Origin of the sequence: Bradyrhizobium nivariense, assembly GCF_029846695.2 — a bacterium.
Classification (GTDB): domain Bacteria; phylum Pseudomonadota; class Alphaproteobacteria; order Rhizobiales; family Xanthobacteraceae; genus Bradyrhizobium.
In genome coordinates this window covers 21,450-33,433 of sequence record NZ_JARWCR020000087.1, presented here as the reverse complement: position 1 = coordinate 33,433, position 11,984 = coordinate 21,450, and the positions used below count along the sequence as shown (strand labels likewise).

Annotated in this window: 9 protein-coding genes and 2 pseudogenes; 3 read left to right on the top strand and 8 right to left on the bottom strand. The window is 59.3% G+C overall.

Going from position 1 to position 11,984, the window contains the following annotated elements; translation table 11 throughout:
- The 7 genes and pseudogenes from QCM77_RS40415 to QCM77_RS40385 form a co-directional block, all read right to left on the bottom strand.
- A partial coding sequence (locus tag QCM77_RS40415; protein ID WP_280096521.1) for a formyltransferase family protein occupies positions 1–1,518 on the bottom strand: 1,518 nt, incomplete at its 3' end.
- A 245-nt stretch (positions 1,519–1,763) separates the two neighbouring features.
- Positions 1,764–3,056 carry an aminotransferase-like domain-containing protein gene (locus QCM77_RS40410; protein WP_280096520.1) on the bottom strand — a complete coding sequence of 431 codons (1,293 nt, stop codon included), beginning with the start codon at positions 3,054–3,056 and terminating at the stop codon, positions 1,764–1,766.
- An 83-nt stretch (positions 3,057–3,139) separates the two neighbouring features.
- Positions 3,140–3,688 carry a VOC family protein gene (locus QCM77_RS40405; protein WP_280096519.1) on the bottom strand — a complete coding sequence of 183 codons (549 nt, stop codon included), beginning with the start codon at positions 3,686–3,688 and terminating at the stop codon, positions 3,140–3,142.
- Between the two features lie 254 nt (positions 3,689–3,942).
- A complete protein-coding gene (locus QCM77_RS40400; RefSeq protein WP_280096518.1) occupies positions 3,943–4,326 on the bottom strand; it encodes a hypothetical protein in 384 nt (127 codons plus the stop codon).
- Between the two features lie 158 nt (positions 4,327–4,484).
- Positions 4,485–4,613 (bottom strand): annotated as a pseudogene (locus QCM77_RS40395) (AAA family ATPase); the annotation flags it as partial.
- Positions 4,614–5,358: 745 nt separating this feature from the next.
- Positions 5,359–6,822, bottom strand: coding sequence for a M16 family metallopeptidase (locus QCM77_RS40390; protein ID WP_280096516.1), 1,464 nt, complete (start codon positions 6,820–6,822; stop codon positions 5,359–5,361).
- On the bottom strand, positions 6,741–8,132 hold the full coding sequence (locus tag QCM77_RS40385; protein WP_280096515.1) for a M16 family metallopeptidase: 1,392 nt from the start codon (positions 8,130–8,132) through the stop codon (positions 6,741–6,743). The genes QCM77_RS40390 and QCM77_RS40385 overlap by 82 nt, the downstream gene beginning before the upstream one ends.
- Before the next feature lie 642 nt (positions 8,133–8,774).
- Between QCM77_RS40385 and QCM77_RS40380 the strand changes: the two genes are divergently transcribed.
- Complete coding sequence (locus QCM77_RS40380; RefSeq protein ID WP_280096514.1) at positions 8,775–9,281, top strand: hypothetical protein; 507 nt, start codon at positions 8,775–8,777, stop codon at positions 9,279–9,281.
- Between the two features lie 297 nt (positions 9,282–9,578).
- Here the strand turns inward: QCM77_RS40380 and QCM77_RS40375 are convergent, their stop codons facing one another.
- Positions 9,579–10,355, bottom strand: coding sequence for a bestrophin-like domain (locus tag QCM77_RS40375; RefSeq protein ID WP_280096513.1), 777 nt, complete (start codon positions 10,353–10,355; stop codon positions 9,579–9,581).
- 685 nt (positions 10,356–11,040) lie between these two features.
- Here QCM77_RS40375 and QCM77_RS40370 point away from each other — a divergent pair.
- Positions 11,041–11,166, top strand: a pseudogene (locus tag QCM77_RS40370) (PDDEXK nuclease domain-containing protein); the annotation flags it as partial.
- A 101-nt stretch (positions 11,167–11,267) separates the two neighbouring features.
- On the top strand, positions 11,268–11,933 hold the full coding sequence (locus tag QCM77_RS40365; RefSeq protein ID WP_280096522.1) for a hypothetical protein: 666 nt from the start codon (positions 11,268–11,270) through the stop codon (positions 11,931–11,933).
- The last annotated feature ends 51 nt before the right edge of the window (positions 11,934–11,984 follow it).

Genomic DNA, 11,984 nt, shown 5'->3' with positions numbered 1-11,984 from the left:
CGCCAAGCGACTTGCATCAAAGTGCCATCGAAAGCTCCCATCCAGAGCGCAAACCTCAAACGTCAGCAAATGGCCCGACGGGACCGCTTCAGAACTCGGGCGCGAAGCCAGATCACCAGCAGCGGAACAGCCGTTTTCAGTAACCGTGACGCCTATGGGCCAGGGCCGGCACGATCGCAGCACCTCCATCACCCGCAATGCCGGGCAGCGCGCGATCACATCCCGCGCAAAGCTATCGTGCTCGCTCAGCTCGGCGCATTCGGCGGCGACCACCCTGCGCACCCCTGCAAAATCATGACCAAGATCAATGGTAATTTCCATCGGCACGACGGAAGCGACAATCACCTCCGCCGCCTTCAACCGGGCCCGCGATCCATTCTGTGCGGGCGTCCATCCCAATTGGAGCTGTGATTCGCCAGTGACGCGAGTGAGATAGGTCAGCCAAGCAGTTATTAGGTATTCCGTGCGATCAAATGGCGACAGCTTAGCTAGAGCACTTGGAATGAGCCACGAACTCGACTGCCATATGGGTGGAGTCGCAGCTTCTGAAGCCGACAGAAACGGAAGCTGCAATATTTTGAACTGCTCAAGCCGCTGCCGCCAAAAACTCTCCCGAGGCGCCAGCATTTCATGGGCAACAGTTATGCCCCGAGCCTCGTCATCGCTTAAAATCGGGAGGCGATGCCCTAGATCCAGATCGGACTGCCTCGCGAGTGCCCGCGCATCCAGAGCCTCACCATCCGGGCTGTCAAACCAAACATCAACATCCTCTGTACCCGTCGCCACACGCCAGTGGCTGGGGTGGATTTCAACCAGGGAACCCGCCGATAAGCCCGAGTGGCCAGACGACACCTCCAAGCACCTGACTGCGACAACGTCATCGCCCACAAGAGCCTTGGACAGACATAAAGGATTGGAATGATGCGGCCCAAAGTCTAAGGCGCGCGTCATCGCTGAGAGATCTTGCGCGGATCTATCCCATCGCAGACAGCCCGCAGCATCTGGGCGTCGGCGCCTCGGAAAATAGCTTCTGTCCGCTAGCGCCTGCGGACGGGCGGCAAGCCTTTCGTTCGTTAACCCAGTTAAAAGCTCGCGGAATCCCTCGACTGCGGCTTCATAACATTTGAGGTTCAGGCCTAAGGCGGTGTCGGTAGGTCCAATCAGGACTTGGCGTTGAACCACCAGGTCACCCGTATGAACACCATGATCTATGCGATGCCACGTGATGGCATATTCGGTCTCTTGGGCCAGCAGCGCCCAAGACGTCGCATGAGCTCCCGCATACCGTGGCAAGGGACCGTCGTGGTAATTGAAAGCGCCTCGACGCACTCGCCCAAACACATCCGCCGGCAATATGAACGGATTGGCAACAGAAAATATCCACTCCACCGGTTCGGTATTGAGCAATTTGGCAAGCTCTTCAACGCTCGCTAGGCACAAGATATTGGCGCGAGCGGTCCAATCGCGGAAGATGGCGTCGGCACAAAGGGCCGCGCCGATGACGTAGCCCATCTCCATTGCTAGCTCTGCACACCTAATAGCTAGCGTACCACCGCCAACAAAGACGGTAGAACCAATTGGTGAGGCTGCAGGTCGTTGCCCACCCCAATCGCCGACTTCGCAACTCGATGAGGCCAACACACATATGTCGTGATGTTCGTAACCCACGTCCATGACAAAACCTCCACGTGTGTGACGCGCCGAGCGTGTGGCCACCGAGAGACGCGCGCCGGCGTGCACCGGAGGAGACCGATGGGCCATCTTCACGCTCCAGCCAAGCCGTCGCGTAGCCTGGGCAATTCCCGCCCGACGCGCCGCGCCACATAGTGACCTAAACCTCTCACAGCAGTTGAGATTTGCTCGGGAGCAACCGAGCTGAACGCCAATCGGATCCGGCAGTCTTGAGAGTTATCCAGTGCGAAGAAGCTCATCGGCATAACAATGACATCGTAATGCGTTGCGCACTCGTCCGCGGTGTTCGCGTCAAATCTGAAAGGAAGATCGAGAGTCAGAAAGAAGCCGCCGGCAGGACGATTCCATCGAACCTGGTCCGACAAAGGCGAAAACACATCGTCCAGCTGACACAACATAAGGTCGCGATTTGCACGATACCAATCCAGCGCCGGCCGGATCCAGCCACGTAAGCTTGTCCGCTGTTCGATCAAGAGCCCCGCCACAATCGCTTGGCTAATTTGGCTCGTATTCACGGTAACGAAACTCTTGCGCTGAACCAGATCTTCCCAAAGTGTCCGGCAAGCACCTGCGTCTCCAAAGATGGTATCGGGCAGTATTGCTGCTCCGACGCGAAGAGCTGGGCTTAGCATCTTGGAGAATGTGGACAGGTAGATAACACTTCCGACCTCATCCAAAACGGCCATCGGAGGCACCGCATCTCCTTCATACCGAAATGGCCCATATGGATTGTCCTCCAAAACGACGATCCTATGTTTGGCGCACACTTCGAGGATCTCCCGTCGTGCGACCACATCGAGGACGCGTCCTGTCGGATTATCAAAATCGGGAATAAGATATGTTGCCCGAGCTCTTCGACCATTTCGGCCCAATTGCACAACGGCGGACTCGATCGCGTCTGCAACGCAAGACGCTGAGTTGGACAACGCTGCAATAGGCACCCTCGCAGCATTAGCTGCACCAATTGCTCCAATATAGGTGGGATTACAGGCCAGGAGCACATCCGAAGATTCGGGACACAGCGCCGGCAGGCAGAGAGCGAGCGCTTCCTGGCATCCTGAGGTGATCAGGACGCGATCCACCTTAGCGGGGAGCCCCTCATCGGATCGCACCTGTTGCGCAACAAGCTCGTTGATGATTCCCGCTGTTCGACCATACTGCAACAACTGAGACCATACTTGGCCACGATCGCCAGCCCAATACCTTTGATACACACCGAATGCATTCAACAGCGCATGGGGGTTGAGTCTATCGAAAAATCGGTCACTCGGCCTACCAGACGCAAGCGAGACAGCTGAGGGAAACCGACTCGAGACCTCGTTCAGGAAATTCATTGCCGAACTTTGCAACCGGAAATCCATCATGGAGCCTTGGAGGAGGACGGAGCTATGGAGATCACGCCTACGTCGGAGCACGACTGGAGGTCTAAGGCCGTACGCCTCTTCGCTCAATATTTGCCGGACTGTTCAAGCTGGTCAAAAAGCTGCTGGACGTTCGATTCGAGGAAACCACTCTCTCCATCTCGGTGAATGATTTCGAAGCTAAGCCCGGTCTCAATGGAGCGGCTCGAGAAGGCCTGTGTCAGTCCAGGGCCACGTATCACATTCGTGTCAAATCCCAGACCACGAGACTTTAGGGTCTCTACAGCAGCATCCACGTCGTCGACCTCAAGAGCGATATGAGCAACTCCAACGCCGTGACGCCGCACGAGCTCTGAGACCTGAGAAGCCGGCTCAGTACCCTGACACAAAACAAACCTGATGCCCCTGCTCTCGAACTCAGCAGATAGCATGCCCGTCGCTTGACCCTTGATGTGAAAACGGCGCTTCAACTCAAAACCTAGCACGTCCCGAAAGAATTGAATTGAGGCCTCAAGATCGAGCACAGCAATCGCAATATGATCGATCCCGCGAAATTGCGACACAGGACTCGCGGTTGTCCGGATGTCATCGGAAGCCGCACCCACTCCGCGCTTGCTATCGATCGTTTTCTGCATAGCACCCACTTTCGATCACACAATCCGACGATCAGGCCAAAGCGACCTCATCGCGCGAGCGACAGGCAAACCCTGCTACCAGCAGATCAGCTCTGTGCTAGCGTCAAGGTTCTTCAGAATCCTGTGCTCGAGGTCCAGCAACTCAGCCTTACGCCTGGCCACATCCGATTGAGCGCGGAAGAGCTTGGCTTTGAGCTCTTCTCGTTGCCTCATTTCTTCTCGAAGTTCCCAACCGTCCTGCATCGGCTAATTGCCTATCTACGAGCGAACACCGACGGCATCCCGCCGCCTGTTAGCTTCGAAAACACTACCTGCGCATCCGCTGCTGCTGGTGTCAGATCGCCGCGCTTCAGCTGGAGGCGGACGTCCGCCAGACGAATCTGTTGGAACGGCTCGCGGCACATTGCCTCGAACATGGTGCGCAGCACCTCTGGACTGGCGTCGCTCCATCCAGTTCCGGGTGCAGAGCAATCCTGTCCTCGCCGGGAGACCGAAGCGCCATCAGGAGATGAGAGGCCCCGCGACGGCCACGCACGTGACGGGCGCGGCAGCATCAGCATGACACTGATTTGGATCAATCGAGCAAGTTTCATCTGAACTCTTAAACAAGGGCTGCGATCGTGGTCGTAACGGATCACCCCGCATCTCAAGCAACCAACGTGCCAATGACGTTCTGCGGGCGTTTCCTGAAGAAACAACGCGCCTCTCGCTGCGCTGGCGGAATGCTGCCGTCTTACTGTCGGGCTTGAGACATCGACGTCTTGGACCAGACACAGCTCAACACAACAACGCGGACGGTCAAGGGCGACGATCGGCAAAAGAGCAATTGCCCGAGATTACCCTTGCTGGTCAGAATGCTCTCGCCGCCATTATTGAGGGTCTCATCATCGAGTGAGAACATCGTGCAATAGGCATCACGCTCGATGCTGGCTCTCTTGCAAGGGGGCGGGGAGAATATCCTCTCGGCGAAGCAAGAGATCGGTTTGCTCGACCAAGGCAAACCGTGGCAGCCTGAATTCATGGAAAAGACAGCCGAAACAAAACCGGTATCAATCGTGGCGTCACCGACTGCCGAAATGGGTAGCTGGCCGTCACCTCACTGCAATGCCGCGCCAGCGGCTTCGTTCAGTCCCAAATCGATTCAGCCTAACCCCATCCCGCTTTAGTTGGCCTTGTCTCACTGATCCCTTCACTTCAAATCATGAAAGCCCATTCATGAAAGCGGCTTGCGGGAAACCTGCACGAGCCATTTGAGCGGCGGGCAAGCCCTTCAATGGGCCTCCCCGACCCGACACTCCGAGGACGGGAAAGCCGTCCACATGGGGAAACAAAACTTGAACAGATAGTAGTGAAAGCTGCGAACCAACTGCCGAAGAGCGTGGTGCGGGAAATCCGCACGCCACGTTCTGTGGGAACGGGGGGCAGGCGACCGCCTCCGGTGACCCGGTGGGCGGAGCTGCGAGGCTCCCCCTATCCCGATCGATCACTTCGGGATCCCGTCAGCGCAAGAGGGAGGGAGCCCCTCGGCCGATGCGCCTCTTACTGATCCCGATGACTTCGGTCATCTGCAACGCGCCTTTGAGGTGAGCGCCCCGTTCAGGCACCCTCCCCCCTGCGGGGGAGAGGGTAGGGAGCGGGTAAGCCGCAATGGAGGTGCGCGTAGGAAAACATCAGTTCGGCTTCGGGGTCGCCGCGGTCGGCTGGGCGGCCGCCTGGGGGGCGCGGCCGACGATTACGGTGAGCAGGCCGTCGCCCCAGAGCTTCTTCGCAACCCGCCTGGTATCATCAAGCGTCACCGCGTCGACGATGCCGTTGCGCTTCTCGATATAGTCGATCGGCAGCTTGTCGAGCTGATATTGCAGCAGCGCCTGCGCGAGCTTGGAAGAGGTGTCGAGCGCCAGCATCTGCGAGCCCTTGAGGTAAGACTTGGCCTCGTCGAGCTCCTTTTGCGTCGGGCCCTCGTCGGCAATCCGGCGGATTTCCGTTTCGACCGCATCGACGGTCTCGCCGGCGCGATCGGCGCGGGTGCCGGTGTTGCCGATGAATAGCGCGGAGTGATCCATCCAGAGCAGCGCTTCAGGAATCGAATAGACCAGCCCACGCTTCCCGCGCACTTCCTTGAATAGACGCGACGACATGCCGCCGCCGAGAATGTGGTTCACCACATCGGCCGCCATGAAATCCGCGTCGTGCCTGTTGATGCCGGGTCCGCCGAAGGTGACGACGGTTTGCGGCACGTCGAGCGGGATGAAGGCGCACTGCGGCGGCTTGGCCGCCACAACATCGGGGATCGGCGTCAGTTCAGCCTTGACCGGCAGACTGCCGAAGGTCTTGTCGAGCAGCTTGCCGAGCGTATCGGGGTCGACGTCGCCGACCACGGCGATGCGCAGCGTATCCTTGGCGAGGACCCGGCGCGCATAGTCCTTCAGGTCGGCGATCTCGATTTTCGGTACGCTGTCCAGCGTGCCGGTGTCCGGCCTGCTATAGGGATGATCCCCAAACGCGACTTCGAGGAACTTGCGGTGGGCCAGCGAGGACGGATTGGTCGATTCACCGCGCAGGGTGGAGATCACCTGGGCGCGGATGCGCTCGACGTCGGCCGTCTCGAAATGCGGCGAGGTCAGCGCGCTCCGCAGCAGGTCGAAGGCCTCGTCCTTGTTGTCGCGCAGCATGCGCAGGCTGCCGCGGAAGGTGTCGCGGGTGGCGCTAAAGGAGAGCTCGATGGCGCGGCGATCGAGCCGCTCATGGAAGGTCTTGGAGTCGAGGTCGCCGGAGCCTTCGTCGAGGAGATCTCCGACCAGATTGGCGACGCCGGACTTGTCCTTGGGATCCTGTGCCGAGCCGCCGGCGAAGGAATATTCCATGGCGATCAGCGGCACGGTCGCATCCTGCACGAACCAGGCCTCGATGCCGCCGGGGGAGGTCAGGTGCTGGATCTTCGCGGCGGCCTGCGACGGCGAGACCGCCACCACCGCGAGCGCTACACCGATGACGAAGGACAGCGCGAAGCGACGTTTGCGTAGCAAGTGTCCTGCGGGACGGAAGGAATGGTTCACGAACGCTTCTCCTCGCGCTTGGTGGTCGCGGTGTCCTTGATCAGATAGCCCGTCACGGAGCGTTTCTTCTCGAGCCATTTCTGCGCGACGGTGCGGACCTGCTCCGCGGTGACGGCGCGGATGCGATCTGGCCAGCTCCGGATGTCTTCGATCGACAGGCCCGTGGTCAATGCGCCGCCATACCAGCGCGCCAGCACCGCCTGGTTGTCTTGGGCGTAGATCGCCTCGGCGATGAGTTGGGTCTTGACCCGCTCGAGATCCTCGGCGCGGATCGGATTCTGCGCGATGTCGGCAATGACGCCGTCGACCACCTGCTCGACCTCGGCGAAGCTGACGCCGGATTTGGGCGAAGCCGAGATCGCGAACTGGGTCGGGTCGAGCGAGATGCTCGAATAGCTGGCGCTGGCGGAGACCGCGAGCGGCTTGTCGACCACGAGCGCGCGGTAGAGATAGGAGTTGCTGCCGCTGCCCATCAGCTGCGCCAGCACGTCGAGGGCCGCGCTTTCGCCTGCCGCAGCCGTGGTCGCCGAGGGCACCAGGTAATAGCGCCGCAAGCCGGGTTGCTCGACGCGCGGATCGGCCAGCGTCACGGTGCGCGGCGCCGCGGGCTCCGGCTCCTGCGGGCGGACGCGGCGAGCCGGGATCGCGGGCTGGGCTGGGATGGAGCCGAAATTGCGCTCGACCAGCGGACGGATGTCGGCGGCGTCGACGTCGCCGGCGATCACCAGGATCGCGTTGTTCGGCGCGTAGAAGCGGCGGTAGAAGGCGAGCGCATCCTCGCGATCGAGCTTCTCGATCTCCTGGTGCCAGCCGATCACCGGCCGGCCGTAGGGATGATTGAGATAGAGCGCGGCCATGATCTGCTCGTTCAGCCGCGCGTCCGGATTGTTGGCGACGCGCATGTTGTATTCTTCGAGCACGACGTCACGCTCGGGCAACACGTTCTCGTCCTTGAGGATCAGGCCGGTCATGCGGTCGGCCTCGAACTCCATCATGGTCGGCAGCTGCTCTTTCGGTACCCGCTGGTAATAGTTGGTGTAGTCCACCGAGGTCGAGGCGTTCTCGTCGCCGCCGACGCGGAGCACGGTCTGGGAGAACTCGCCGACCGGATGCTTCGACGTGCCCTTGAACATCAGATGCTCGAGGAAATGCGCGAGCCCGGACTTGCCCGGCGTCTCGTCGGCGGAGCCGACGTTGTACCAGATCATCTGCGTCACGACGGGCGTGCGGTGATCGGGGATCACCACGACCTGCAAGCCGTTGTCGAGCGTGAAGCTGGCGGGGGGTTCGGAGGTAACCGTGGTCTGGGCGCGGAGGCCGCTGCTTGATAGCGAGGTCGTGCAAACAAGTGCGGCAACGAAAAGGGCGGTCGCTCGGTGTGAGGGCATCTTGATCCTTGTGGAAGCTCGAACATGCGGTCGGGCGCGAAAGCACGGGCACCCTATACGGCACTCTCCGTGCCGGTCATCACGAAGCGGAGAGAGACGCGCCGTCCCGCATTAAGCTTTGCTCATGTGAGGCCCGGCCGCGAGCATGAGATTGCAAAACCATACGTATCGCTGATTGACGTTAGGTTCGATCGTCTCCGCCAGCGCCTCTCGCGGCAAACCATTTACCTGCCGACGTTTCTTCACGGTAAACGCGGTACCTTTCGGATAGTCACGCCAGAGAGGGCGTCTGCTTCAAGAACTCTACACACGTCGCATCTGGCTTCTCCATGAATGGCTGTTGGGGCGCCGATTTAAAATCTCCGTTGACACCGAGCTCCAGTACGCCAGTTCCGGGCAGAATTCGGCACGGCATCGTGTCCGCGCCAATCTACACCGGACTTCTGCGCGCTCGTTTTCAAGACGCCAGGACTGGTGGGTCTGTTGCGCAGGATGTCAAGGAACGCGCCCGCGCTGCAGTGAGCCAGATTCCAAAAGATCTGCTCGCGCGAGCCGCTGCCGTTCTTGTCCTCAAAGGATCAAAGTCGAGCTACGTCAATAGAAGGCGAGAGACCAGCGCAGGACCGTATCCAGCGATGGGGAATGGTCATCGGGATCGGGACGGGCACCGCTCGAATGTGGCAGAGTCTACGCGTGCAGCGCATCGCGATCGGCGATGAGCGCTTCGTGAAGCTCGGCTTCCGTACCGAAGCTGGTTTCGTCGGCGGCCACAACCGCGAGACGCAAAGACCGATCCTGGATCATATCAGCGCGCGCCACGAAGATATCGCCTCCCTGGTCCGCGGACCAATCGCGTTCGATCATGCGGCGGAAAATGAGCTTGATCCAGTCGTCGCCGCCGCCGTGCTGGCCTTCGGTTCATCTTTATCCACCGCTTTGAGGACGGCAATGGCCGCATTCACCGATAGCATCCGTCAAGTTCATCAGCCCAGCGAGATGCCGCAGCCCGTCCTCAGGACGCTGCCCTTGCGTCAACCGCCGAACCAGCTCCCGTGTGGCTTCCACCACAAAGACGCCGCAATCATAGTTGCTTCCCTGCGGTCGGGCTGCAGGTTGCGCCGAACTTTGCTGCCAGGAGATTTGCAATAGCGAGGTGAAATCCACTGGAAGAGTCGTAGTGATAAGCCATCTTTCCAGCTCGCGTCGACCGACGAACAGCAGCGACCAATGCCCGCCGCCGTCGATTCCGCCACTGCCGTCGTTCACTGGCACCAACAGGAAGTTGGCGTATCGTTACCATGCTCGTCGAGGACGATTCCCTGCACGGCTTCCAGCATATCGATCTCGTCCCCGCTCAAGCGCAGCTGCTGCGAGCGGGCGCGACAGATCTCCCAGCTGCGTCAACGCGGGAATGGTTTGCATTAAACGCAAGAAGCTGATGCATCCTCAATCCGCTGCGATTTTGGCGACCTCAGCCAGAGGTCCCGGTTCTACTCGGATATCACCGGAAAAAGGACGCTCTTGCAGACCAATGAGTCCCAGCGCCATCACGACGGCGATTGAGAACACGCTTAGCGCCGTAATTTGCGCACCGGCCTTCTTCAGGTGCACCAACCCGATCGATATCTGTGTCACCACGCCAAGGATCAGGACGAGAATCCATTTGGCATCGATCGTGCGGTCCGAGGCTAACGCGAGCCGTTCGGAACGCGCGCTGCCCGCTCCGACTGCGGCATTTAGCAAGGCCGTCTGCACCGCAGCACCCGCTGCTTGACCGATCCGAGGATCGCTCACTTCTCGCAGCAAAGCGTCATAGACGGACTCAACCGAATGGGCCTCCTGGTCCTGCGCCATCGCCGGCCACTCGTCATCCACGAGGGCGGCGACGTATTTCGCAAGCACTGAGCGGAGGCTGCCCATGTCCGAGACGGACGCGTTACTAACAGCATAGATGTTGCGCAGTTCCGCCGCCTCTGACTGCACCGCGCGGGCCGCTTGACGGTTGCGATCGGTTATATCATTGGCCAAAAATCCGGTCAGGAACGCAAACAACACTCCGACCGTCCCGAAAAGCGGAGCGACCACGCCTTCTACGCGGCGCACCAGCACAACCGTTGCAGGGCTGAAACTCGCGATCACAATGACAGCGCCAGTCGTTGCGTAAAGGGCGATGAGGACCGCGAACAATTCAAATGCTGGAAAGTCCAACCAACCTTTGATCATTGGGTTAGGCGATCCTCTATTGCAAGGCGGCGAATCCGATTAGAAACGTATGAGCATTGAGCCGCCCAACAATATATTGCTAGTGAAGGCACAACCAAGGGACCGCGACAGAATGGTTCAGGGATCGGGTTCGTTCGCTTAAGGATCATTATTCTCTCAAATTTTTTCCATGGCTTTTGCATGGCCAACTCTGGGCACGCCAGATCACGTCGCTCGCGCACTTGGTCCGCATGATGCCGCTAGCCTACGTGAAGTCTTACGTCCAGGCGCCGCCGCATGTCCGCCGATGAGCACCTCGGCTTGCGGCTTGGGCATGCCGACGAGAGGGGGGCGGGCGGGACCTCCTTCGCGGCCATAACCCAAAGCTCCTGCTCGCCTTGCAGACGAAAGGCACCCGGGTTGGCGAGGTCGAACATCGCGAAAACCGAAATTATGAGACTAGCCCTAGAGGACGACGCTCGCATTTGGTCAACAGACCCAATGTGCGTGACTTTACTAGAATGGGCATGAAATCTGTCGAGACGAATTCGTCTTTACCAATATCTCTCGAGCGTGACGGACTTTCGGTCCGACCATGCGAACGTGTCTTTGTGTCGCGTACCGAGTAGGTAGGCGGCAATTCACCTCAGCTAAATGGTGGTGATCGAACTGAAGATTGAAGTTCTTGTCCGAATTCGCAGGAAAGATGAGCTTTTATCTCACGGCCGTTGACGACCAACTCCGGCACCAGGTCGATCAACCGACGATCGGCATCATCCTCTGTAAGGGCCCTAACGAGGTGATTGTCGAATATGCTCTACGCGACGCGAGCAAGCCGATGGGTGTAGCGCAATATCAGCTCTCACCTGCACTGCCGCCCCACTTCAGCAAGACCTGCCGACTGTGGAGGAGTTCGCTCGTGAATTTCCGCTCATGTCTGTCGTCAAGAAAAACGCTCACCGGGGGACAGGCTTGCTTCTTCGCACGATGGTACCGAAGAACGCGTATTCGGAAGCTGCGCGTTCCCGCTTTGCGACGAATGACGCCTTCAGCGACGTGCTCACCGGTATCGCCAAACTCACGAACGAGATTGTCGATGAACAGGCGGCCGCCCTCCCGGATTTTGCGGCACCAACCATGGAAACTTTGTCGCCGGATGCTCCTCAGTCCGTGATCGACCTTTGCCAAACCATGCATTCACTTCAGGTCGTGTCCGATCTCGCGCTTTGGTGGGAAAGCAATGCGAGTGCCTTTCGTGACGCGTGGTCGCAGCTCATCGGCAAGACGGCAGAAAAAGATGATCCGCCACCTACGCGGTCCATCGCTGGCCAACTGCACACTCTTGAGCAAGCAATCGAAAAAGCTGAACCTCTAGATCAGCTTGCTGTCAATCTGCTCGCCGCGGCGGAAGCCGTCGAAAAATGGGAAGCGATACAAAAGCATCAGCGCGTTCGTGAAGCGATCATTGAGGCGTTAGAAGCCCTCAAGGAATTAAAGCACCTGGTCGGGGCAGAAACGGCAAGGTCGATAACGACGCTTTCCGGTCGCATACGCGCGGTTCTCGACAAAATTCGCCTGAAAGACCGCTTCCTGTTCTAGGACGCATCGCTCGGGCGCAAGGCAATCAATGTCGAGGGCAGCTTCGAACCC